The following is a 23,629-nucleotide window of genomic DNA, read 5'->3' as shown; positions in this document are numbered from 1 at the left end:
AATTGCGCGATTGACCGATGCCGCCTTTGGGTGACACTTGGGAACCCCAAGGAGGTTCCGATGTCGGCTCGCATTCTCACCCCCGTCCTGATCGGCGGCTCTGTCATCTTGCTGATCGGCTTTGCCGTGCGCGCCTCCTTCGGGGTGTTCCAGATCCCCATCGCGCAGGAATTCCACTGGCCGCGGGCCGAGTTCAGCCTCGCCATCGCGATCCAGAACCTCGCCTGGGGCATCGGCCAGCCGATCTTCGGCGCCATCGCCGAGAAGTTCGGCGACCGCAAGGCCATCGTGCTCGGCGCGCTGATGTATGCGCTCGGACTGGTGCTGTCGTCTTTCGCCACGCAGCCCTGGCAGCATGACCTGCTGGAGGTCTTCGTCGGCTTCGGCATCGCGGGAACCGGCTTCGGCGTGATCCTCGCGGTGGTCGGGCGGGCGAGTTCGGACAAGAACCGCTCGCTGTCGCTCGGCATCGCGACGGCGGCGGGGTCCGCCGGGCAGGTGATCGGCGCCCCCCTCGCCGAGGTGCTTCTGGCCTACATGCCGTGGCAATCGGTGTTCATGATCTTCGCGGTGCTGGTGCTCGCGGCGCTGGCCGCGCTGCCGATGCTGCGCGCCCCCGCCCGCAACGCCGGCCAGGCGGCCGCCGAGCCGATGACCGCCGTCGTCGCCCGCGCCTTCCGCGATCCGAGCTATACGCTGATCTTCCTCGGCTTCTTCTCCTGCGGCTATCAGCTTGGCTTCATCACCGCGCATTTCCCCGCGATGGTGACCGAGATGTGTTCGGCCATTCCGGCGGGCAGCCTGCTGGCCTCGCTCGGCATCACCACGCAATCGGCGCTCGGCGCGGCGTCGATCGCGCTGATCGGGCTGGCGAATATCCTCGGCACGATCACCGCGGGCTGGGCGGGCACGCGGTGGCGCAAGAAATACCTGCTCGCCGGGGTCTATACCGCACGCACCGTGGCTGCGGCTGCGTTCATCCTGCTGCCGATCACGCCGGCGAGCGTGCTGGTGTTCTCCTTCGTGATGGGGGCGCTGTGGCTGGCCACCGTGCCGCTGACCTCTGGCCTCGTGGCCGAGCTCTACGGCATCCGCTACATGGGCACGCTCTATGGCTTCGTCTTCCTCAGCCACCAGATCGGGGCGTTCCTCGGCGTGTGGCTGGGCGGCAAGTTCTATGACATGTATGGCAGCTATTCCGCGGTGTGGTGGGTCGGCGTGGCAGTGGGCGCGTTCTCGGCGGTGGTTCACCTGCCGGTGCGCGAGGACCGCCCCGGCGCCTATCAGCTGGCCTGAAGCAGCGCCGCCAGCCCCTCGCGATAGGTCGGATAAAGCAGCCGGACGCCGAGTTCGGTCTTGATCCGGTCGTTGCGAACGCGGCGGCTCTCGGAATAGAAGCTTGCGGCCATCGCGGTCATCGTCGCCGGATCGTAGGGTTCGGCGGGCGGCAGCGGCAGGCCGGAAAGCGCCGCGGCACAGGCCAGAACCTCATCGGCCGGCGCAGCCTCGTCATCGCAGACGTTGTAGACCCGGCCCGGATCCGGCCGCGCCATCGAGGCCGCCAGAACCTGCGCGATGTCCTCGACATGGATGCGCGAGAACAACTGACCCGGTTTCACGATACGCCGCGCGGTGCCGGCGCGCAGCTTCTCGAACGGGCCGCGGCCCGGCCCGTAGATCCCGGCCAGACGGAATACATGCGCGGAAAGCGGGGACCATTCGGCCTCGGCCTTCGCGCGCCAGATCGCGCGCGGCATCGCGGGCGCGGGCGGGGTGTCCTCGTCCACCCAGCCGCCCGCATGATCGCCATAGACCGCGGTGGTCGAGAGATAGCCGATCCACGACAGCCCCGCCGCGGCGATCGCCTCGCGGTTGTCGCGCAGCACGGGATCGCCCGCGGCGTCGGGCGCGACGGAGCTGAGCAGATGCGTCACACCGGACAGAGGCAGCGCGCCGCCCTGCCAGACCACCGGCTCCACCCCGGTCGCGGCAAGCGCGCGCGCCTTTTCTTCGGACCGGGTGGTCGCGACGATGCGCCAGCCCGCGGGCAACAGCCGCCGCGCCAGCGCCTGCGCCGAATAGCCATGACCGACCGACAGCAGCGTGTTCATGACGCGGGCCCCGTCACGCGGTCGATATGGCCCAGATCGCGCTCGGGGTCGATGCGGTCGCGGATGCGCTTCTTGATTTCCTTCGCGTCGGGGAAACCGCCGTCGCGCTTGCGCTCCCACAGCAATTCCTCGTCGAGGCGGATCTCGTAGATGCCGCCGTAACCGGGGATCAGGGCGACCTCGGCCAGCTCCTCGCCGAAGGTCTGCAACAGCTCCTGCGCCATCCAGCCGGCGCGCAGCAACCAGTTGCAGCCGGTGCAATAGGTGATCGAGATCCGGGGACGGCGGGGGGGCGATGCGACGGGTTCCATGCCCCGACGATAGCGCGCGCCCGGCTTCATCACAACGTCACTTGCCAGCCTGCCGCATGAGTGCCAGTCTGAGACATGGAACAGAACAACACGCTGAAATCATGGCCCGAGGCCGCGCCGCGTCTGATCGCCGTCGCCGCGGGCCGGGCGCCCGCCGACACCGTGATCCGGCAGGGCAGATGGGTCAACGTCCAGTCGCGCGAGGTGCTGGACGGCTATGACATCGCCATCGCCGAAGGTCGTTTCGCCGCCATCGCGCCGGATCTGAGCGCCGCCATCGGCCCCGACACCGAGGTGATCGAGGCGAACGGGCGCTACATGCTGCCCGGCCTGATCGACGGCCATATGCACATCGAATCCGGGATGCTGACGCCCGCGGAATTCGCCGCCGCCGTCATCCCGCACGGCACCACCGCGATGTTCACCGACCCGCACGAGATCGCCAATGTCCTCGGCCTCGAAGGCGTGCGGATGATGCATGACGAGGCGCTGATGCAGCCCGTGAGCATCTTCACCCAGATGCCGAGCTGCGCCCCCTCGGCACCGGGGCTGGAGACCACGGGCTTCGAAATCTCGGCCGCCGACGTCGCCGAGGCGATGACCTGGCCCGGCATCGTCGGGCTGGGCGAAATGATGAACTTCCCGGGCGTGATCGCCGCCGACCCGAAGATGCTGGCCGAGATCGCCGCGACGCAAAACGCACGCAAGACCGTGGGCGGCCATTACGCCAGCCCCGACAAGGGCGCGCCGTTCCGCGCCTATCTGGCGGGGGGGCCCGCCGACGATCACGAGGGCACGCGCGAGGAAGACGCCATCGCGCGGGTCCGGAACGGGATGCGCTCGATGATGCGGCTGGGGTCCGCGTGGTATGACGTCAAGACGCAGATCACCGCGGTAACCGAGAAGGGCCTCGATCCGCGCAACTTCATCCTGTGCACCGACGACAGCCACTCGGGCACGCTGGTGGCCGAGGGGCACATGAACCGCGTCTATCGCCATGCGGTGTCCTGCGGCTGCCCGCCGCTCGTGGCGTTGCAGATGTGCACGGTGAACACCGCGACGCATTTCGGGCTGGAGCGCGAGCTCGGCTCCATCGCGCCGGGCCGGCGGGCGGATGTGATCCTGTCCTCGGATCTGGTGACGCTGCCCGTCGAGCAGGTGATCGCCCGCGGCGTGACCGTGGCGAAGGACGGCAAGCGTCTGGTCGACTGCCCGCATTACGACTGGCCGCGCTCGGCGCGCGACACCGTGCATCTGGGCAAGCGTCTGGCGGCCGGGGACTTCGCGATCGGCGCACCTGAAGGGGCGAACACCGTCACCGCGCGGGTGATCGGCGTGATCGAGAATCAGGCCCCCACCAAGGCGCTGACCGCCGAGATGGCGGTGACCGACGGCAAGGTCGAGGCCGACCCCGCCCGCGATCTGGCGCAGATCGCGCTGGTCGAGCGCCACCGCGGCACCGGCGGCGTGGTGAACGGCTTCGTCTCGGGCTTCGGCTACAAGGGGCGGATGGCGATGGGCTCGACCGTCGCCCATGACAGCCATCACATGATCGTCGTCGGCACCGACCGCGAGATGATGGCCGCCGTCGCCAACCGTCTGGGCGAGATGGGCGGCGGCATCACCGTGTGGAAGGACGGGGCGGAGCTTGCCTCGGTGCCGCTGCCGATCGCCGGGCTGATGTCGGACGATCCGGCCGAAACCGTGGCCGCGCGCGCCGATCGCATGGTCGCCGCGATGGCCGAATGCGGCTGCACGCTGAACAATGCCTATATGCAACACTCGCTTCTGGCGCTGGTGGTGATCCCCGAGATCCGGATTTCGGACCTCGGCATCGTCGACGTCACCCGTTTCGAGATCACGGACCTTTTCGAATGACTGCACCGCTGAGTTTTCTGACCCCCGAGACCCCCGCCCCCGAACTTTTCACCACCGCCGAGGCCGCCGTCGCCCGTCTGGAAGAGCTGTATGCCCAGGCGACGGATTTCCTGCTCGAGCGCTTCAACGACGTGCTGAACACCGGCCGGGCCGGGCGGCGCTTCCGCGCCTTCTACCCCGAGGTGCGGATCGCCGTGACCTCGTATCTCAAGGGCGATTCGCGGCTGAGCTTCGGCCATGTCGCCGTGCCCGGCACCTATGTCGCGACGATCACCCGCCCCGATCTGTTCCGCAATTACCTGACCGAGCAGATCGGCCTGCTGATGAAGAACCACGACATCGGCGTGACGGTCGGCCCCTCGGCGACACCGATCCCGGTGCATTTCGCCGTCGCCTCGCGCCACGGCGTGGTGATCCCGCAGGAGGGCGTTCTCGATTTCAGCCTGCGCGACGTGTTCGACGTGCCGGATCTGTCGTCGATGAACGACGATATCGTGAACGGCACCGCCGGGCCGAACCCGGACGGCTCGGGCCATCTGGCGCCGTTCACCGCGCAGCGGGTGGATTACTCGCTCGCCCGGCTCAGCCATTACACCGCGACCGCGGCCGAGCAGTTCCAGAACTACGTGCTGTTCACCAACTATCAGTTCTACGTCGAGGAGTTCGAGAAGGTCGCGCGCCAGATGCTGGCCGATCCCGCCTCGGGCTACACGAGCTTCACCGGCCCCGGCAATCACGAGATCTTCTCGCCCGACGAGGCGCTGATGGCCCCGGCGAAGATGCCGCAGATGCCGACCTATCACCTGAAGCGGCCCGACGGGAACGGCATCACGCTGGTCAACATCGGCATCGGCCCGTCGAACGCCAAGACCGCGACCGACCATATCGCGGTGCTGCGCCCCCATGCCTGGCTGATGGTCGGCCATTGCGCGGGCCTGCGCAATTCGCAGCGGCTCGGCGATTTCGTGCTGGCCCATGCCTATCTGCGCGAGGACGGGGTTCTCGACGACGATCTGCCGGTCTGGGTGCCGATCCCGGCGCTCGCCGAGGTGCAGGTGGCGCTTCAGGACGCGGTGGCCGAGGTCACCCGTCTGGAGGGTTACGAGCTGAAGCGGATCATGCGCACCGGCACCGTCGCCACCATCGCCAACCGCAACTGGGAGCTGCGCGATCAGTCCGGCCCGGTGCACCGGCTCAGCCTGTCGCGCGCGGTCGGCCTCGACATGGAAAGCGCGACCATCGCGGCAAACGGGTTCCGCTTCCGCGTGCCTTACGGGACACTGCTGTGCGTGTCGGACAAGCCTTTGCACGGCGAACTGAAGCTGCCCGGCATGGCGACGGAATTCTACCGCACCCAGGTCGCGAGCCATCTGCAGATCGGCGTGCGGGCGATGGAGAAGCTGCGCGCGATGCCGCTCGAACGCATCCACAGCCGCAAGTTGCGCAGCTTCGACGAGGCCGCCTTCCTCTGACGGCGAAAAGCCGCAAAGCCGCGCGAAAGCTCTTGCCATGCTGAAAAAAAGCGTGTGTTAGAGGGCGGGTTGAAAACCCGCCACGCGCGGATGGAATGACCCCGGGCCACCGGGGCACATGAGAGGACTGAAAATGTCGAAACCGATGACGAAGACCGAGCTCGTTGCTGCGATCGCCGAGGCGATGGGCGCGGACAAGAAGACCGCGAACGCCGCGCTCGAAGCGATCAGCGCTGTCGTCACCAAGGAAGTCGCCGCCGGCGGCGCCGTCACCCTGCCGGGCATCGGCAAGGTTTCGTGCAAGGAGCGCCCCGAGCGCCAGGTCCGCAACCCCGCCACCGGCGCGACCATGACCAAGCCGGCCGACAAGCAGGTCAAGGTCACCATCGCCAAGGCTCTGAAGGACAGCGTGAACGCCTGATCGGCGTCCGCTTTCCGTGCTATTTCAGGCCGCCAACCGGGGAACCGCTGGCGGCCTTCTTCATTTCCGGGTCCGCCGCAGACGACAACGGGACACAGATCCCGGGGGACACAGATCCCGGGCGGCCCCCGATCGGACAAACGCGCCCCCCGAGGGCGCCATCCAACGAGGGACGAACATGGATCTGCGCGCTATCGGCATGGGGCTGGCCTTTGCCCTGATGTGGTCATCGGCCTTCACCTCGGCGCGGATGATCGTGGTGGATGCGCCGCCGCTGCTGGCGCTGTCGCTGCGGTTCCTGTTCTCGGGGCTGATCGGCTGCGGCATCGCCGCCGCGATGGGCCAGACCTGGCGGCTGAGCCGGGCGCAGTGGAAATCCACGCTGATCTTCGGGCTGTGCCAGAACGCGCTGTATCTCGGTCTGAATTTCGTCGCGATGCAGAGGGTCGGGGCCTCGGTCGCCTCGATCATCGCCTCGACCATGCCACTGATCGTGGCGCTTCTGGGCTGGGCGGTGTTCCGCGACCGGATCCGGCCGCTGGCGATCGCCGGGCTGATCGCGGGCGTTCTGGGCGTCGCGCTGATCATGGGGGCGCGGCTGTCGGGCGGGGTCGATCCGGTGGGCGTGGCGCTGTGCTTCGGCGGGGCGCTGGCGCTGGCCATCGCCACGCTGTCGGTGCGCGGCGCGGCCTCGGGCGGCAATGTGCTGATGATCGTCGGGCTGCAGATGTTCGTCGGCGCGGCGATCCTGATCGTCGTCTCGGCCTTCACCGAGGACTGGTCCGCCATCGAGTGGAGCCAGAAACTGGTCTGGGCCTTCATCTACACCACGTTGATTCCGGGCGTGCTGGCGACCTGGGTGTGGTTCCGGCTGGTCGGGCGGATCGGCGCGATCAAGGCCGCGACGTTCCACTTCCTCAATCCGTTCTTCGGCGTGGCGATCGCCGCACTCGTGTTGGGCGAAAAGCTCGGCCCGCTCGATCTGGTGGGCGTCGCGATCATCACCGCCGGCATTCTGGCGGTGCAGCTGTCGAAGGGCCGCTGAGCGGCCCTTCGCTTCGGCGAAACCGGCTCAGCGAAACAGCGCGGCGAAGGGCTCGGGCAGGTCGAATTCGGCCAGCGCCCGCGCCCTCCCCTCGGCCGACATCTTGCGCGCGGTCTTGGCGACGATGCCCATCAGCTCCTCGGCCGGGCGGGTCGGCGCGAAGGGCGCGAAGTAATGGCGCAGGAAGACGAAACAGATCACGTCCTCCAGTGCCTGCACCTCGGCGTCGCGCTTCAGCCCTTCCTTGCGCAGCATCTGCGCGGCGCGGCTGGCCTCGGCCTCGTCATAACCGGCGGCCCGCATGATATCCGCGACGCGCTCGCCATGGCGGCGGCCCTGCTCGCGACGCCAGTCGAGATAGCCCGTCCGCCCCTCGGGATAGTCCGAGCGCGGCAGCAACCAGCGCTCGATATGCTGGCCGCGGGCGGCGAGGCGCAGCGCCTCGGACGCGTCGGGGAACAGCCGGTCGAGCTCGGCGCTCATCCGCTGACCGTACAGCAGGGCCTCGCCACCCGGATCGGCGGCATTGGCAGCGTCGATGGCCGCGAGGGCGGTGTCGAGACGGGGCATCATCCCTCGCGCAGTTTTTGCAGCATGTTGAGCGTCAGGTAACCATCCGGGCGATGGCCTCTGGCCTTCTGCCAGTCGATCAGCGCGTCAATGGTGTTCTGACCGACCTTGCCGTCGGTGCCCTGGGTGTCATAGCCCTGCGCGGTCAGGTGGCGCTGCGCCTCGGACTTCTCGGCGATGGTCAGCGCGCGGCCGTCCCGCGGCCAGGGATGCACGAGGCCGGGCCGGCCGCGCAGCGCGTCGGACAGCATCCCCACGCCCATCACATAGGAATCGGCGGCGTTGTAACGCGAGATCGCGGTGAAATTGCCGAAGATCATCACCGCCGGGCCGTTCGCCCCGGCCGGCAGCAGGATCGAGGCCGGGCCGTAATCGGGCACGGTGCCGCCCTGCGCCGCGCGCACGCCCATCGCCGCCCAGTCGGCGGGCGAGCGTTTGATCTTCTTTCCGGCCTGACCGTAGTCGAAATTCGCCGGCAAAGTGACCTCGACCCCCCAGGGCTGACCCTTCCGCCAGCCCGAGCGCGCCAGATAGGCCGCGGTCGAGGCCAGAGCATCCGTCGGATCGTCCGACCAGATGTCGCGCCGGCCGTCGCCGTTGAAATCGACCGCATATTGCAGGAAGGACGAGGGCATGAACTGCGTGTGGCCCATCGCGCCCGCCCAGCTTCCGGTCAGGTGCATCGGGTCGGTATCGCCGTCCTGAATGATGCGCAGCGCGTCGAGGAACTGGGTCTGGAAGAACGCACCGCGCCGCCCGTCATAGGAGAGCGTCGCCAGCGCCGGCAGGATCAGCGTCTTGCCGCGGTTCTTGCCGTAGTTCGACTCCATCCCCCAGACGGCGACGACGACCTCTTTCTCGACGCCATACTGCGCCTCGATCGCGGCGAGGGCGGCGGCGTTGTCGCGCAGCGCCTGCCGGCCGTTGGCGATGCGGGTCTCGGACACCGCGCTGTCGAGGTATTCCCAGATCGGCTTGGTGAACTCCGCCTGATAGCGGTCGCGCTCGATCACCTTCGGGTTGTAGCGGATGATCGCGGTGGCGCGCTGCCAAGTGCGATCGGAAATCCCCGCCTGCATCGCCCGCGGCTTGAACGATACCAGCCAGTTCTCCATCCCCGCCTCATGCGCGGGATCGGCGGCCGGGATCGCGTCGGGCGCGGCCGAGCCCGACGGGCCGCGATAATGCTGGGCCGGGCTCGAACAGGCCGCGAGGGCCAGCGCGAGAAGGGTTGGAGAAAGGATCTTCACTGCGCGCCGCATGGGGGCCTCGACTGCTCATGTTTTCGTTACCGGCAGTCTAGCAGTCGCATCGGGGCGCGGGAATCGGCTTTTCCCGCCTCAGCGGGTTTTCCGCTCGTCGCCGAAGAACGGGGTCATCTGCACCACGATCACCGAATTCTCGTCGAGCGCGCGCTGCATCAGGGCGCGTTCCTCGGCGTCGATCTCGTCGCCGAGCTTCTCGCGCTCGGCGAGCGTTCCGTAGCCCGTCACGTCGAGGGGGGCGAGGTCGGCTTCCTTCAGGATCGCCACGGTTTCGCGCACCGCCTCGGCCTCGTCCACGCCCGAGGCGAAGCACAGGATGCCGGCGCCGGTCGCGCCCTTGGGCAGACCGTCGCCCTTCTTGCGGCCGACCTCGATCAGCAGGGTATAAACCTGCTGGCGGCTCGGCTTCTTCGGCCGCCGTTCGGGTTTCGGCTCGGGAGAGTCGTTCTCGGGAAGGCTGTCGGTCATGGCGGGCACCCTTGGGCGAGTGAGCGAGGGGGGGCCGGACCGGGCAGGCGCCCCCGGTCCGGCGAAAGGAAACGGCCGGGCCCCCGCGACGGGGCCGGGCCAGCGGCGGCGATCAGTCGCGCAGCAGCTCGTTGATGCCGGTCTTCGAGCGGGTCTTCGCGTCGACCCGCTTCACGATGACCGCGCAATAGAGGTTCACGCCGTTCTTCGACGGCATGGTGCCGGCGACGACCACCGAATAGGGCGGCACTTCGCCATACATCACTTCGCCGGTCTCGCGGTCGACGATCTTGGTCGACTGGCCGATGAACACGCCCATGCCGAGGACCGAGCCCTCGCGCACGATCACGCCCTCGACCACCTCGGACCGGGCGCCGATGAAGCAGTTGTCCTCGATGATCGTCGGGCCGGCCTGCATCGGCTCCAGCACGCCGCCGAGGCCCACGCCGCCCGACAGATGCACGTTCGAGCCGACCTGCGCGCAGGAGCCGACCGTCACCCAGGTGTCGACCATCGTGTTCTCGCCGACATAGGCGCCGAGGTTGACGAAGGACGGCATCAGCACCGCCCCCTTCGAGATATGCGCCGAGCGCCGCACGATCGCGCCGGGCACCGCACGGAAGCCCGCGCTGCGCCACTGGTTCGCACCCCAGCCCTTGAACTTGGTGTCGACCTTGTCCCACCAGGTCGAATCCTGCGGGCCGCCGGTCATCGGCTCCATGTCCTTCAGCCGGAAGCCGAGGATCACCGCCTTCTTCGCCCACTGATTGACGTGCCAGGCGCCGTCCGCCTGTTTCTCGGCAACGCGCAGGTCCCCTTTGTCGAGCGCCTCGAGCGTGGCTTCGATGGCATCGCGCGCTTCACCCTTCGATGCGGGGGTGAGCGTATCGCGGATCTCCCAGGCGGCCTCGATGGCTGCCTCGAGTGCGGCGTTCGACATGGTGTCCTCCTGCTGACACTGTTACGGATGTATTTTCGCCTGTTCTGCCTATAGTCAGTGCAGGCCACGGGCGCAATGAGCAGAGCCTTCATGACAGACCATAAAGCCAGCCATACCTTCCGCGATTCGATCGAGGACGCACGCGCCTCGCACCGCATCCCGGACACACCGCAAAGCCGCTCGCCGGCCTATCGCCTCGCCTTCCTGGACGAGGATTTCATGATGCGCGACGAGCTGCGGCCGGTGCGGCTGCAGATGGAGCTGCTGAAACCGCAGCTGATCCTCGACGAGCACGGCATCAACTCGACCGTGGTGATCTTCGGCGGTGCGCGCATCCCCTCGCCCGATCGCAAGGAGACCGCCCGCACACCGGCGCTGGCCGAGCTGTCGCACTTCTACGAGGAAGCGCGCAAGTTCGCCCAGATCATGACCGAACGCAGCCTGCAGACCTACGGCCACGATTTCGTGGTCTGCACCGGCGGCGGCCCGGGCGTGATGGAGGCGGGCAACCTCGGCGCGCATCAGGCCGGCGGCCATTCGGTCGGGCTGAACATCCTTCTGCCGCACGAGCAGGCGCCGAACGCCTACGTGACGCCGGAGCTGAGCTTCAACTTCCATTATTTCGCGCTGCGCAAGATGCACTTCCTGATGCGGGCCCGCGCAGTGACGGTGTTCCCGGGCGGCTTCGGCACGCTCGACGAGATGTTCGAGGCCCTGACCCTGATCCAGACCCGGCGGATGCGGCGCATCCCGCTGATTCTGTTCGGGCGCGGGTTTTGGGAGAACGTGGTGAACTGGAAGCTGCTGGCCGCGCAGGGCACCATCGCCGAGGACGATCTGAAACTGATCTCCTTCGTCGATACCGCCGAAGAGGCCGTCGCCATCATCGACGCATGGGATTACGACGAGAAATGAGCACCCCTTCCCCGTCCTCCGGCCAGCCTCTGGGGTTGCGTCCGGTCGCCCTCGCGGCCCTGGCCGCCTTCATCGTCATCGCCGTCGCGGGCGTTCTGCTGCGCCCGCTGATCCCGATCGACGAAACCCGCTATATCGACGTCGCCTGGGAAATGCGGCTCGAACACAGCTGGCTGCTGCCGCTGAAGAACTACGGGCTTTACACCGACAAGCCGCCGCTGCTGTTCTGGCTGATCAACATCGCCTGGACGCTGACCGGGGGCGTCACCGACATCGCGGGACGGCTGGTCGCGCCGGCCTTCGGCGCGCTGGCGATCTGGGGGACGTGGCGGCTCGGCCGGCGGCTGTGGGACGACGACAGCGGCGCGGCCGCGGCCATCGTGCTGGGCGGGACCTCGGTCTTCGTGGCCTATGGCGGGCTGACGATGTTCGACACGATGCTCGCCTGCGCGACGCTGCTCGGCATCGGGGCGCTGTGGCGGGCGATGTCCGAAGACCGGCTCGACCGCAGGGCCTGGGCGCTGTTCGGCGTGGCCATCGCCTTCGGCATCTATGCCAAGGGGCCGGCGATCTTGCTGCACCTCGGCCCGGCGCTGCTGCTGTCGCCGCTGTGGACCGATCCGGCTCGGCGGCCGGGGCTCGTCACCGTGCTGAAAGGCGCCGGCATCGCCTTCGGTCTGGCTCTGGTGCTGGTCGCGCTGTGGGTGGTGCCCGCGGCGATCGAGGGCGGCGCGGAATATCGCTACATGATCTTGTGGAAGCAGACCGCCGGGCGCACCGTCGATTCCTTCGCCCATGCCCGGCCGCTGTGGTGGTTCGTGGCGCTGCTGCCGGTGCTGCTGTTCCCCTGGGTGTGGAGCGGCGCGCTGTGGCGCGGGCTGCGCGGACTGACGCTCGCCGACCGCGGGTTGCGGCTGGTGCTGGTCTGGGGGCTGTCGGGGCTCGGGCTGTTCTCGCTCGTGTCGGGCAAGCAGGTGCATTACCTGATCCCCGAGATGGCCGCGGCGGCGCTGGTCTTCGGCCGGGCGCTGGTGCTGCGACTGCGGTCCGGGGCGCCCTTCGGGCGGCCGTGGCTGGCGGCGGGGCTGGCGGCGGTCCTCGCCCTCGGACTGGTGGCGGCGGCCTTCGGCGCGGCCGGCAAGCAGACCGCGGCGCAGCTTCAGCCCTGGCCCGCGGTCGCGCTGATCGCGGCGGGGCTGATCGTCGTCGCGGCGCTGGCCTGCTGGCGGATGAAGGCGCTGGCCGCACTGATGAGCATCGGCGTGGCGGTGGTGCTGGCCTTCGATCTGGTGATCGGGCTGACCGGCCTCGGTCCGGCCTATGACAGCGGCACGATCGGGCGGATGATCTCTCCCTATCAGCAAGGCGGCATCGCCGTCGTCACCGACCAGTATCACGAGGAGTTCGACTTCGAAGGCCGGCTGCTGCCGCCGATCCAGCTGCCCACCCCCGAAGAGGCCGCCGGCTGGCTGGCCGCGCATCCGGGGGGCGTGCTGCTCTCCGAATGCCGCGATGCCGCCCTGCCGCGCGAGGCGGCGCAGCGCGTGCCGTTCAACGGCACCGACTGGTGCCTGTGGTGGGGCGCCCGGACCGGCAGGGCCGTCGCCCAGCCCGCTCAGTGACCCGCAGGCCCCGCCCTGACCGGCGGGGCACCCCCGAAAAACGAACGGCCCCGGTTCAGAACGCGCTGAACCGGGGCCGTTTTTTCGAAGCGATCCTTCGCCGGCCTTACAGCCCGGCCTCGGCGGCGATCTGCGCCTTCGACTTGCGGGCGCGCTCGGTCGCGGATTTCAGCTGCCCGCAGGCGGCCATGATGTCCTCGCCGCGCGGGGTGCGGATCGGGCTCGCATAGCCGGCCTTGTAGATGATGTCGGCGAAAGCCTCGATCCGCTCCCAGTCCGAGCGCTGATAGGGCGCGCCGGGCCATTCGTTGAACGGGATCAGGTTGATCTTCGCCGGGATGCCGCGGATCAGCTTGACCAGACGGCGGGCGTCGTCGTCGCTGTCGTTCACGCCCTTGAGCATGACATATTCGAAGGTGATCCGCTCGCTGTTCGACAGGCGCGGATAATCGCGCAGCGCCTGCAGCAGCTCGGCGATGTTCCATTTCTTGTTGATCGGCACCAGCTTGTCGCGGGTCTCGTTCGTGGTGGCGTGGAAGCTGATCGCCAGCAGACAGCCGATCTCCTCGGCCGCGCGCGCGATCATCGGCACCACGCCCGAGGTCGACAGCGTGATCCGGCGACGGCTGAGCGAGATCCCCTCGCCATCCATCACCACCTGCATCGCGTCGCGCACGTTGTCGAAGTTGTAGAGCGGCTCGCCCATGCCCATCAGCACGACGTTGGAGACCAGACGTTCCTCGGGCTTGGGCTGGCCGGGCTCGGGCCATTCGCCGAGGTCGTCGCGCGCCACCAGAACCTGCCCGACGATCTCGCCCGCGGTCAGGTTGCGCACCAGCTTCTGGGTGCCGGTGTGACAGAAGGTGCAGGTCAGCGTGCAGCCCACCTGCGACGAGACGCACAGCGTGCCGCGGCCTTCCTCGGGGATATAGACGGTCTCGACCTCATGGCCGCCGGCGATGCGCAGCAGATACTTGCGCGTGCCGTCCTCGGACACCTGACGGGTGACAATCTCGGGCAGGCCGATCTCGAACTTCTCGGTCAGAAGCGCGCGGTAATCCTTCGACAGGTTGGTCATCTGCGCGAAATCGCGCACGCCCCAGTAATAGATCCACTGCCAGACCTGACCGAGCCGCATCTTCGCCTGCTTCTCGGGCGTGCCCGCCTCGATCAGCGCATCGCGCAGTTGTTCGCGGGTGAGACCGACGAGGTTCACCTTGCCCGTCTCGGGCAGCTTGCGCGGAATGGTCAGCACGTCCTGGGTGACGGGTGCAGTGGCTTCGGTCATGGCTCGGATTTCCTGAATGAGAGGCGGATATAGGGGATTCGCCCTGAAAAACAAAGCGCGAAACGAAAAGGCGCGCCGGTTTGGCGCGCCTGAATGCGGTTTTTTAGGACTGACGCCCGGGTCAGCGGCCTACTTGCAGCGCTTCGCCGCCTCGTCCATCGCCGCCGAGAACCCCTTGAGCGAGAACTTGTCCTGCGTCTGCGTGCCCTTGCCGGACTTGCCGCTCAGCGTCACGTCATTGGCGGACTTGAGCGCGGCGATGATCTTCGCATCATCGGCGGGCGAGCCGGCCCAGGCCCCCTCGTCCTTGGTGAACAGCGTGAACTTCGCGCCCTTGTCGGTCACGGCGTCGACGGTCGAGCCCGGGGCGAAGGCATAGCCGCCCATGAACGACACCTCGCCCGGCTTCGCGCCGCGGAAGGTGACGAACAGCAAGATGTCGCCGCGACGCACGTCAGCCTTCTTGCCGTCCTTGGTGTTCTGCGTGTCCTTGGGCGAGGAGACACCCCAGCATTCCTTCGGGTTGTTCTCGCTGAAGACGCTCCAGTCGCCCTTGGCGGCGACCCGGTTGGAGGTCTCCTGCGCAGCGACGGCCCCCGACAGGATCATCGTCGCCCCAAGAACCGCCATGCTCCGCAAGATGAAAGTCTTCATTATACAGCCCTCCAGCTGTGTCTGTGCCTCAACTCTCCGCCCGTGGGCCTGTGCCCTTCTCGGTTCCGGCGGCTTCGATTTCAACTCGATATGCAAGGGATAACGCAATTTTGCACGGCGGGGGAACCCCCCGGGCGCAGGTTTGTGCCCTCACACCGGCGCAAGAGCGCCGTTACAGCAGTTGCCAGATCAGCCGCGCAGCGAGCGCGAGCGACGTCGCGACCAGAAGCGGCTTGATCAGCCGCGCGCCGCGCTTCATCGCCATCCGGCTGCCGAGTTGCGCGCCCAGCATCTGCGCCAGCCCCATCGCCAGACCGATCTTCCACCACGGCGTTGCCACTGCGGCATAGGCCACCAGCCCGCCGAGGTTCGATCCGAAGTTCAGCAATTTCGTGTGCGCCGTCGCCTTCAGCACGCCGTATCCCGCCAGCATGACGAAGCCGAGCATGTAAAACGACCCCGCCCCCGGCCCGATCGCCCCGTCATAGAAGCCGATCAGCGGCACCACGAAGGCGGAATAGGCGACGGGGCTCAGCCGCTCGGTCCGGTCCTCGTCGTTCAGGCCGCGCTTGAACGCGAAGAAGGCGGCGATGGCGATCAGGATCACCGGCAGGGCGTAACGCAGCCCCTCGGCCGGCACGCGCGAGGCCAGAAGCGCGCCGATCAGCCCGCCCGCGAAAGCGATGAGCGCGGTTCCGATCTGCCGGCGCAGATCCACCTGCCCGGCCCTCGCATAGGACACCGTCGCCGTGGCCGAGCCGAACACGCTCTGCACCTTGTTGGTCGCGATCGCCTGCAGCGGGCTCGCGCCGCTGAGCATCAGCACCGGCAAGGTGATCAGCCCGCCGCCGCCGGCGATGGAATCGACGAACCCCGCGAACAGCGCCGCCGCGATCAGCAGCGCCGCGATATCCCCCGCAACCTCGAACATCCGAGCTCCTTTCGATCCGCTCCGGCGGGTCTTCATCCGCCGCCCGGGGCGCGAAGTAAACCCGCCCTCACCCGTGCCGATTGCATTTCGGTCGCATGGGGATTATTTCAGGCCGACGCAAAAAGGGGCTTCACGACCGATGAACTGGATCTCGAACTACGTCAAACCGAAGATCAATTCCCTGTTCTCGCGCCGCGAAATGCCCGAGAACCTTTGGACCAAGTGCCCGGAATGCGGCACGATGCTGTTCCACCGCGAACTTGCGGAAAACCTGAACGTCTGCACCAACTGTGACCATCACATGGCGATCACGCCGCGCGCGCGCTTCAACGCGCTGTTCGACGGCGGCATCTTCACCGAGGTCAAGGTCCCCGTCCCCGTCGCCGACCCGCTGCATTTCCGCGACCAGAAGAAATACCCCGACCGGATGAAGGCCGCGCAGAAGAACACCGGCGAGAAAGACGCGATGCTCGTCGCCGAGGGCGAGATGGGCCGCACCCCGATCGTCGCCGCGGCGCAGGACTTCTCGTTCATGGGCGGCTCGATGGGCATGTATGTCGGCAACGCCATCGTCGCCGCAGCCGAACGCGCGGTGAAACTGAAGCGCCCGCTGATCCTGTTCTCGGCCGCCGGCGGCGCGCGGATGCAGGAAGGTATCCTGTCGCTGATGCAGATGCCGCGCTCGACCGTCGCGGTCGAGATGCTCAAGGAAGCGCATCTGCCCTATATCGTCGTGCTCACCCACCCCACCACCGGCGGCGTGACGGCGTCTTACGCCATGCTCGGCGACGTGCAGATCTCGGAACCGAACGCGCTGATCTGCTTCGCCGGCCCCCGCGTCATCGAACAGACCATCCGCGAGAAGCTCCCCGAGGGGTTCCAGCGCGCCGAATACCTGCTCGATCACGGGATGCTCGACCGCGTGACGCACCGCAAGAAGCTGCGCGAGGAGCTGGTCACCATCACCCGGATGCTGATGGGCCTGCCGCCGGCGATCATCGCCGACCTGCCCGCGCCCGGCAAACCTGCCGAAGCGAAGGCCTGATCCATCGGGCGGCCCGCGCCAACAGCCGGCCGCCCTTTCGATTCGCTGAAAATATCCCGGGGGTCCGGGGGCAGAGCCCCCGGCCTTCGGGCCGAACCCACGGCTGGAAAGGCGCGTCATGACCCAGTCTTCGGAAGTGCTCCCTTCGGACAACCGCTCCTCGGATGAAATCCTGCACCGGCTGATGTCGCTGCACCCGAAGGTGATCGACCTGTCGCTCGACCGGATGCGCGACATCCTCGCCCGCCTCGGCAATCCCGAACGCGCCATTCCACCCGCGATCCACATCGCCGGCACCAACGGCAAGGGCTCGACCCAGGCGATGATCCGCGCCGGGCTCGAATCGCAGGGCAAGCGCGTCCACGCCTATACCTCGCCCCATCTCGCCCGCTTCCACGAGCGCATCCGTGTCGCCGGAGAACTGATCTCCGAACCCGCCCTCGCCGCGCTCCTGAAGGAATGCGAGGCGAAGAACGCCGGCACGCCCATCACCTTCTTCGAGATCACCACCGCCGCGGGCTTCCTTGCCTTCGCGCGCACGCCGGCCGATTACACCCTGCTCGAGGTCGGCCTCGGCGGCCGGCTCGACGCCACCAACGTGATCGAGCATCCGGCGCTGTGCATCATCACGCCGGTCTCGCTCGACCATCAGCAATACCTCGGCAATACCGTGGCCGAGATCGCCGGCGAGAAGGCCGGGATCATCAAGCGCGGCGTGCCGGTCGTCGTCGGCCCGCAGACGCCCGAGGGCCTCGCGGTGATCGAGGCGAAGGCCGAACGTCTCGGCGCCCCGGTCCTCGCCTTCGGTCAGCACTGGAACGCCTTCGAGGAGCGCGGCCGGATGATCTTCCAGGACGAGAACGGCCTTCTCGACCTGCCCCTGCCGAACCTGCCCGGCCCGCATCAGATCCAGAACGCCGGCGCCGCGATCATGGCGCTGCGCCATCTCGGCTTCGGCGAGACCGCCTGCGAGGCCGCCGTCACCCGCGCCGAATGGCCCGCCCGGTTCCAGCGCCTGCGCAAGGGGCCGCTCGCCATGAGCGCCCCGGGGATCGAGCTGTGGCTCGACGGCGGGCACAATCCGGCCGGCGGCGAGGCCGTGGCCGCCACCCTCGCGCGGATGCCCGAACGCCCGACGCATCTGATCTGCGGCATGATCAACACCAAGGACGTGGCGGGCTACATGCACCCGCTGGTGCCGCATGTCGCCAGCCTGACCGCCGTCACCATCCCCGAGGAGCCGAACACCCTTCAGGCCGCCGAAATCGCCGGCTTCGCCCGCGAGGCCGGCTTCGCCGAGGTGCGCACGGCCGAGACCGTCGCCGCCGCCCTCGACGCCATCGCGGCGCGCGATCCCTCGGCACGGGTGCTGATCTGCGGCTCGCTCTACCTCGCCGGCAAGGTGCTGCGCGACAACGGCTGAGTTGCCGCCGCCAACGGAATCGGCCGGCGCTCAGCGCGCCGCCCCCTCTCCGACAGCGCGGCGGACGAACATGCGCAGGGCAGGCACGACATCTTCCGGACAGTCCTCGAACAGACCATGCGATGCCCAGGGCAGATTGAGCAGCAGCCCCCCTCACCCTCCGTGCCAGCCCGAAGGACAGCCCTCGCGAGACCAGCGGCTCGTCATCCCAAGGATCACCAGAAGCGGCCGGGTGATCGCAAACACCGCCTCGCCCGGACAGGCCTGCGCATCCCCGGGCAGGATGCGCCACAGTGCGCCCCATCCGCGCGCGGATGCAAGGCTGACTGTGCGGCCGTTCGCCTATGCACAGCCCGCCCCGCCGCCTATCTTTCCGTCAACGCTGACGGAGCATCCTCATGACCCCCCTTCCCGACTTCTCAAAGCTCGAATTCGGCCTCGATACCTTCGGGGACATCACCCGCGACGACACCGGCCCGCGCTCGGGCGCGCAGGTGATCCGCGACACGCTGGCCGAGGGCATCCTCGCAGATCAGCTCGGCGTCGATTACTTCGGCCTCGGCGAGCATCACCGCCCGGATTTCGCGATTTCCTCTCCCGAGCCGATCCTTGGCGCGCTGCTCGGCCAGACCGGGCATATCCGCGGCGGCACCTCGGTCACGGTGCTGTCCTCGGACGATCCGATCCGGCTGTTCCAGCGGTTCTCCACCCTCGACGCCATCGCGCCGGGCCGGGCCGAGATCACCATCGGCCGCGGTTCCTTCACCGAGAGCTTCCCGCTGTTCGGCTTCCAGCTCGACGATTACGAGACGCTGTTCCAGGAGAAGGCGCAGTTCCTGACCCAGCTGCTGACCCAGGAGAAGGTCTCGAATCAGGGCCAGTTCACCCCGCGTCTGAAGGGCGTGACCGTCTATCCGCGCCCCGAGAACAGGCTGACCGTGTGGCGCGGCGTCGGCGGTTCGCCGCAATCGGTGGTCGAGGCGGCGGCGATGGGAATGCCGCTGATGCTGGCGATCATCGGCGGCGACGCGATGCGCTTCGCCCCCTTCGTCGATCTGTATCGCCGCGCGCATGAGCAGATGGGCACGCCCGTCCTGCCGATCGGCGTGCATTCGCCGGGCCATGTCGGCGAGACCGACGCCCTCGCCCGCGAGGAATACTTCACCGGCTATCAGGCGATGCACCGGATGATCGGCGCCAGCCGCGGCTGGGGCACGCTCAGCCGCGAGGCCTATGAGAGCGAAATCGAGCACGGCTCGCTTTACGTCGGCTCGCCCGAAACCGTGGCGCGCAAGATCGTGCGCACCGTGCGCGGACTGGGGCTGAGCCGGTTCACGCTGAAATATTCCTCGGGCCCGCAGGACTACCGCACCAACCTGCACAACATCGAGCTGTACGGCACCCGCGTCATTCCGCTGGTGCGCGAGATGCTGGCCGGGAAGGCGTAAGCCCCTCGGCGGACAGCGGGGCGGCGCGGGCCGCCCCTTTCGGTTACACCTCGTCGCCGATCCAGTCGGCGCTCTGCATCTCGCGCAGGCGGCTTGCGGTGCGCTCGAACTCGAACGAACCCTCGCCCTGCACATACAGCTGTTCGGGCTCCGCCGCGGCCGAGCACACCAGCCGCACCTTCGCCTCGTAAAGCGCGTCGATCAGCGTCACGAAGCGCTTCGCCTGGTTGAAGTTCGACGACGACAGTTCCGGAATATCGTCGATCATCAACAGCTTCATCGCATTCGCCACGGCCAGATAATCCGCCGGGCCGAGCGCATGGGCACACAGATCGTCAAACGACGCGCGGCCCACGCCCGAATGGAAATGCGGGATCACCAGATGCCGCCCCATCACTTCGAGCGTCAGCGAACCGCCGTTGTCACCGCCCGTCAGCTCATTCCACAGCTCGTCCATCGCCCGCGTCGCCGGCGCGCCGAGCGGGTGGAAATACACCTGAGCCCCGGCCAGACGGTGCTGGCGGTAATCGGTTTCCGAGATGATCTCGTGCACCGTCAGCCTGGTGCGGATGATGTCGATGAACGGCAGGAACAGCTGCCGGTTCAGGCCGTTCTTGTAAAGCTCCTCGGGCGCGCGGTTCGAGGTGGTGACGACGGTCACGCCGCGCTTGAACAGCTCCTCGAACAGGCGGCCGACGATCATTGCATCCGCGATGTCGGTGATCTGCATCTCGTCGAAGCACAGCAGCCGCAGCGAGCCGGCGATGTCCTCGGCCACGGGCATCAGCGAATCCGCCACATGGGTCTTGCGGGCGGCCTCGATCTTCGCCTGAACCTCCTGCATGAAGGCGTGGAAGTGGACGCGCCGTTTCGGCACGTCGACCGCGCCGCAGAACAGATCCATCAGCATCGACTTGCCGCGCCCGACGCCGCCCCACAGATACAGCCCCTTCACCGGCTCGGCCACCGGCTTTGCGAACATGCCAAACAGCCCGCCGGATTTCTTCACCGGCTTTTCCAGCTCCGTGCGGATCGCCTCGAGCAGCGGCAGCACGGCGCGCTGCGCGGCATCGGCGTGCAACGTGCCCTCGGCCACGCGGGCATCGTAGATCTGCATCAGGCTCTGGCTCATTCGGGTTCCCTCCCTCGTCGCATCGCATCGACTGCGTTGCGTCTCTTTTAAGGGAAGGGTATGCCAGAGCAAGGGCAGGCTTGAGATGCGGCATACAATGGAATACTGTCCGGCCAGCCTCAGAGACAGGAGTGATCATGTCCAGCAAAACCCCGCAGCGTCTTCATCTGGTGTTCGGCGGCGAACTCGTCGATCCGGCCCGGACCGAGTTCAAGGATGTCAGCAAGATCCACGTCGTCGGGATCTTCCCGAGCTATGCCGAAGCGCATGCCGCCTGGAAGGCCGAAGCGCAGCGCACCGTGGACAACGCCCACACCCGCTACTTCATCGCGCATCTGCATCGCCTGCGCGACGAGGAATCGGCGGTCTCGTCGACCGAGGAACTCGGTCACTGAGACCGGGGGGCCGCGCCGTCTGATGCGTTCCCCGGTCCGGCCCAAGGCCTCGCTGTTGCTGTGGTCGCGGATCGCGCTCGCCCGGCTGGTATCGGGCGTGCCGCTCCCTGTGCCCGGATGGCGGGCGCGCCCCGAAGGTGAGCTGGTCTGGCTGGTGCCCGACGAATCGCCCGATGGCTTCGGCGCTGCGCTCATGGTGCTGCGCCGGATGCTCAAGATGCGGCCCGATCTTCAGGTCGTGGTCTCCGCCCCTGAGGCGCTCGGCCCGCAACTGCCCGATGGCGTGCTGCGGATCGACCCGGCCGGCGAAAATCTCTCGAACATCCGCTCCGCGCTGCGCCACTGGCAACCCGATGCCGTCGTGCTGAGCGGCGCGCAGCTTCCCCCGACACTGATCGGCGAGACCTTCGAGGCCGGCGTCCCCCTTCTGTCGATCGACATGACCCTGCCGGAAGCCGCGCTGAACCCCGGTTTCACGCAACGCCGGCTGATGCGCGCTGCGCTGTCGCGGCTGTCGCGGATCAGCGTGCGCGATGCCGCCTCGATGGCGCTGATCGGCCGGCTCGGGGCGGATCCCGCGCATGTCGAGGTCGGCGGGCTGATGTCGGAACCGCCCGAACCGCTGCGCTGTTCCGAGGCCGAGCGCGCCTCGATCGCCGCGCAGACCCGCACCCGGCCGGTGTGGCTGGCCGCCTCCGTCCCCGCGGCCGAGTTCCCCGCGGTGATCGAGGCCCATGCCCGCGCCCAACGCCATGCGCACCGGATGCTGCTGATCCTCGCTCCGGAACGGCCCGAGGATGCCGACGATCTGGCCGAAACACTTACCGATCAGGGCTGGATCGTCGAGCGCCGCTCCGTCGAGGGCGAACCCGATGGCGATGCGCAGATCTTCCTTGCCGACGACGCCGATGAATACGGGCTGTGGTATCGCGTCGCCCCGGTGACCTGGATGGGCGGCACCTTCGGCGCCGAGACGCCCTCGCCCCGCTCGCCGCTGGAGCCCGCGGCGCTCGGCTCGGCCATTCTGCACGGGCCGGGCACCGGGCCCTTCGCGGCCGAATATGCCCGGCTCGACGCCGCGCGGGCGGCGCGGGCGGTGACCGACGAGACCGCGCTCGGCGATGCGGTGGCGGATCTGATGGCGGCCGACAAGGCGGCGATGCTGGCGCACAACGCCTGGGCAGTGACCTCGGGCGGTGCGGGGGCGGCCGAGGCCGTGGCGCGCATGGTATTGAATTACCTTGATGATTCAGCAGAAGATCCGGGCGATCTGACCGGCGGGGCCGTCTGATGCGCACCCCCGCCTTCTGGTTCACCCCCCCTGACAAGCCGAGCCTTCCGGCACGGCTGCTTGCCCCGCTCGGGCGGGTTTATGCCGCGATGACGGCGGCGCGGCTACGCCGGACGGGGCTGCACACCGCGGTGCCGGTGATCTGCATCGGCAATCTGAATGCCGGTGGCACAGGCAAGACGCCCACGGCAATTGCGCTGATCGCCCTGTTGCAGGCGCGCGGCGTGCGGCCGCAGATCGTCAGCCGCGGTCATGGCGGCACTCTGACCGGCCCGGTTCAGGTGGACACCGCCTGGCACGATGCCGCCGCCGTGGGCGACGAGCCGCTGCTTCTCGCCCGCAGCACGGGCGTTCCGGTCTGGGTGGCGCGCGACCGCGCGGCAGGTGCCGTGGCCGCCATCGCGAGCGGCGCAGAGGCAATCGTTCTCGACGACGGGTTCCAGAACCCGGCGCTGGTAAAGACGCTGTCGATCGTGGTGGTGGATGCCGCGCGCGGCTTCGGCAACGGGCGCTGCCTGCCCGCGGGCCCGCTGCGCGAGCCGGTGACGGCAGGCCTCGCCCGGGCCGATCTGCTGTTGTCGATCGGCACCCCCGCCGCGCAGGAGGCCTTCGCGCGCCAATGGGGCCACGCCATCGCCATCCCGCATCTGCGTGGCGCGCTGGTCCCGGCTGAAGACGAAAACTGGCAGGGCCGCCGGGTGCTCGCCTTCGCAGGGATCGGCCATCCGGAGAAATTCTTCGACACGCTGCGCAGCCTTGGCGCCGAGGTGGTGGCGACCGCCCCCCTGGGCGATCATCAGCCGCTGACGCGGCAATGGCTCGAGGCACAGGACCTGCGCGCCCTCGACCTGAAGGCGGAACTGGTCACGACGGAAAAGGACGCGATGCGCCTGCCTCCGGACTGGGCCGGGCGAATCCGGGTGCTGCCGGTGCGGCTGCAACTGGAAGATCCGGCGCCGCTCAATGCGGCGCTGGACCGGATCGGATGCTGAGGCCCGCGTAGC

At 68.1% G+C, this 23,629-nt stretch carries 23 protein-coding genes; 13 read left to right on the top strand and 10 right to left on the bottom strand.

Features of this window, described 5'->3' with window-relative positions; translation table 11 throughout:
- Positions 1-60: 60 nt before the first annotated feature.
- A complete protein-coding gene (locus CG50_RS04310) occupies positions 61-1,296 on the top strand; it encodes an MFS transporter (protein WP_036635535.1) in 1,236 nt (411 codons plus the stop codon).
- Here the strand turns inward: CG50_RS04310 and CG50_RS04305 are convergent.
- Positions 1,284-2,111, bottom strand: a complete 828-nt coding sequence (locus CG50_RS04305) for an SDR family oxidoreductase (protein ID WP_036635534.1) — start codon at positions 2,109-2,111, stop codon at positions 1,284-1,286. The two genes, CG50_RS04310 and CG50_RS04305, sit on opposite strands and share 13 nt — an antisense overlap.
- Complete coding sequence (locus CG50_RS04300; RefSeq protein WP_036635937.1) at positions 2,108-2,422, bottom strand: SelT/SelW/SelH family protein; 315 nt, start codon at positions 2,420-2,422, stop codon at positions 2,108-2,110. The genes CG50_RS04305 and CG50_RS04300 overlap by 4 nt, the downstream gene beginning before the upstream one ends.
- 75 nt (positions 2,423-2,497) lie before the next feature.
- Here CG50_RS04300 and ade point away from each other — a divergent pair, with 75 nt between their 5' ends.
- The 4 genes from ade to CG50_RS04280 all read left to right on the top strand — a co-directional run bounded on the left by ade (position 2,498) and on the right by CG50_RS04280 (position 7,238).
- Positions 2,498-4,300: an adenine deaminase gene (ade, locus tag CG50_RS04295; RefSeq protein WP_036635531.1), complete on the top strand. Its 1,803-nt coding sequence runs from the start codon at positions 2,498-2,500 to the stop codon at positions 4,298-4,300.
- Entirely contained in the window at positions 4,297-5,772 is a 1,476-nt protein-coding gene (locus CG50_RS04290) for an AMP nucleosidase (RefSeq protein ID WP_036635530.1), read from the top strand. Before ade ends, CG50_RS04290 begins: the two co-directional genes overlap by 4 nt.
- 133 nt (positions 5,773-5,905) lie before the next feature.
- A complete protein-coding gene (locus CG50_RS04285) occupies positions 5,906-6,193 on the top strand; it encodes an HU family DNA-binding protein (protein ID WP_036635529.1) in 288 nt (95 codons plus the stop codon).
- 178 nt (positions 6,194-6,371) lie between these two features.
- Positions 6,372-7,238, top strand: coding sequence for a DMT family transporter (locus tag CG50_RS04280; protein ID WP_036635527.1), 867 nt, complete (start codon positions 6,372-6,374; stop codon positions 7,236-7,238).
- 27 nt (positions 7,239-7,265) lie between these two features.
- Here the strand turns inward: CG50_RS04280 and CG50_RS04275 are convergent, their stop codons facing one another.
- The 4 genes from CG50_RS04275 to dapD all read right to left on the bottom strand — a co-directional run bounded on the left by CG50_RS04275 (position 7,266) and on the right by dapD (position 10,481).
- Entirely contained in the window at positions 7,266-7,811 is a 546-nt protein-coding gene (locus tag CG50_RS04275; RefSeq protein ID WP_036635525.1) for a DUF4202 domain-containing protein, read from the bottom strand.
- Positions 7,808-9,070 carry a lytic murein transglycosylase gene (locus tag CG50_RS04270; RefSeq protein ID WP_036635523.1) on the bottom strand — a complete coding sequence of 421 codons (1,263 nt, stop codon included), beginning with the start codon at positions 9,068-9,070 and terminating at the stop codon, positions 7,808-7,810. Before CG50_RS04270 ends, CG50_RS04275 begins: the two co-directional genes overlap by 4 nt.
- 78 nt (positions 9,071-9,148) lie before the next feature.
- Positions 9,149-9,541, bottom strand: a complete 393-nt coding sequence (locus CG50_RS04265; protein ID WP_051909491.1) for a hypothetical protein — start codon at positions 9,539-9,541, stop codon at positions 9,149-9,151.
- 112 nt (positions 9,542-9,653) lie between these two features.
- Entirely contained in the window at positions 9,654-10,481 is an 828-nt protein-coding gene (dapD, locus tag CG50_RS04260) for a 2,3,4,5-tetrahydropyridine-2,6-dicarboxylate N-succinyltransferase (RefSeq protein ID WP_036635521.1), read from the bottom strand.
- Between the two features lie 90 nt (positions 10,482-10,571).
- Here dapD and CG50_RS04255 point away from each other — a divergent pair, with 90 nt between their 5' ends.
- A complete protein-coding gene (locus tag CG50_RS04255) occupies positions 10,572-11,396 on the top strand; it encodes an LOG family protein (protein WP_036635518.1) in 825 nt (274 codons plus the stop codon).
- Positions 11,393-13,018, top strand: coding sequence for an ArnT family glycosyltransferase (locus tag CG50_RS04250; RefSeq protein ID WP_161785381.1), 1,626 nt, complete (start codon positions 11,393-11,395; stop codon positions 13,016-13,018). Before CG50_RS04255 ends, CG50_RS04250 begins: the two co-directional genes overlap by 4 nt.
- A 106-nt stretch (positions 13,019-13,124) precedes the next feature.
- On the opposite strand, the gene rlmN is transcribed toward CG50_RS04250, so the two are convergent.
- The 3 genes from rlmN to CG50_RS04235 form a co-directional block, all read right to left on the bottom strand.
- On the bottom strand, positions 13,125-14,306 hold the full coding sequence (rlmN, locus tag CG50_RS04245) for a 23S rRNA (adenine(2503)-C(2))-methyltransferase RlmN (RefSeq protein ID WP_036635516.1): 1,182 nt from the start codon (positions 14,304-14,306) through the stop codon (positions 13,125-13,127).
- Positions 14,307-14,435: 129 nt separating this feature from the next.
- Positions 14,436-14,960 carry an invasion associated locus B family protein gene (locus CG50_RS04240; protein WP_036635515.1) on the bottom strand — a complete coding sequence of 175 codons (525 nt, stop codon included), beginning with the start codon at positions 14,958-14,960 and terminating at the stop codon, positions 14,436-14,438.
- A gap of 172 nt (positions 14,961-15,132) precedes the next feature.
- Positions 15,133-15,891: a TSUP family transporter gene (locus CG50_RS04235; RefSeq protein WP_036635513.1), complete on the bottom strand. Its 759-nt coding sequence runs from the start codon at positions 15,889-15,891 to the stop codon at positions 15,133-15,135.
- A 139-nt stretch (positions 15,892-16,030) separates the two neighbouring features.
- Here CG50_RS04235 and accD point away from each other — a divergent pair, with 139 nt between their 5' ends.
- The 3 genes from accD to CG50_RS04220 all read left to right on the top strand — a co-directional run bounded on the left by accD (position 16,031) and on the right by CG50_RS04220 (position 19,807).
- Positions 16,031-16,936 (top strand): acetyl-CoA carboxylase, carboxyltransferase subunit beta, encoded by a 906-nt coding sequence (accD, locus tag CG50_RS04230; RefSeq protein ID WP_036635511.1) that lies wholly within the window; start codon positions 16,031-16,033, stop codon positions 16,934-16,936.
- Between the two features lie 118 nt (positions 16,937-17,054).
- Positions 17,055-18,359 (top strand): bifunctional folylpolyglutamate synthase/dihydrofolate synthase, encoded by a 1,305-nt coding sequence (locus CG50_RS04225; protein ID WP_051909487.1) that lies wholly within the window; start codon positions 17,055-17,057, stop codon positions 18,357-18,359.
- Positions 18,360-18,757: 398 nt separating this feature from the next.
- Positions 18,758-19,807 (top strand): LLM class flavin-dependent oxidoreductase, encoded by a 1,050-nt coding sequence (locus tag CG50_RS04220; RefSeq protein ID WP_036635510.1) that lies wholly within the window; start codon positions 18,758-18,760, stop codon positions 19,805-19,807.
- Between the two features lie 43 nt (positions 19,808-19,850).
- Here CG50_RS04220 and zapE read toward each other — a convergent pair whose 3' ends face one another.
- Entirely contained in the window at positions 19,851-20,939 is a 1,089-nt protein-coding gene (zapE, locus tag CG50_RS04215) for a cell division protein ZapE (protein ID WP_036635509.1), read from the bottom strand.
- Between the two features lie 137 nt (positions 20,940-21,076).
- Between zapE and CG50_RS04210 the strand changes: the two genes are divergently transcribed.
- From CG50_RS04210 to lpxK, 3 genes are read left to right on the top strand one after another with little or no spacing between them, the layout of a single operon-like run.
- Positions 21,077-21,334: a DUF4170 domain-containing protein gene (locus CG50_RS04210; RefSeq protein WP_036635507.1), complete on the top strand. Its 258-nt coding sequence runs from the start codon at positions 21,077-21,079 to the stop codon at positions 21,332-21,334.
- A gap of 22 nt (positions 21,335-21,356) precedes the next feature.
- On the top strand, positions 21,357-22,625 hold the full coding sequence (locus CG50_RS16165) for a 3-deoxy-D-manno-octulosonic acid transferase (protein WP_051909486.1): 1,269 nt from the start codon (positions 21,357-21,359) through the stop codon (positions 22,623-22,625).
- A complete protein-coding gene (gene lpxK / locus CG50_RS04200; RefSeq protein ID WP_036635505.1) occupies positions 22,625-23,617 on the top strand; it encodes a tetraacyldisaccharide 4'-kinase in 993 nt (330 codons plus the stop codon). The genes CG50_RS16165 and lpxK overlap by 1 nt, the downstream gene beginning before the upstream one ends.
- The last annotated feature ends 12 nt before the right edge of the window (positions 23,618-23,629 follow it).

The organism is Paenirhodobacter enshiensis, from assembly GCF_000740785.1.
In the GTDB taxonomy this organism is placed as follows: Bacteria; Pseudomonadota; Alphaproteobacteria; order Rhodobacterales; family Rhodobacteraceae; genus Rhodobacter; species Rhodobacter enshiensis.
The sequence above is the reverse complement of the archived record's forward strand: the minus strand, read 5'-3'. Positions and strand labels throughout refer to the sequence as shown.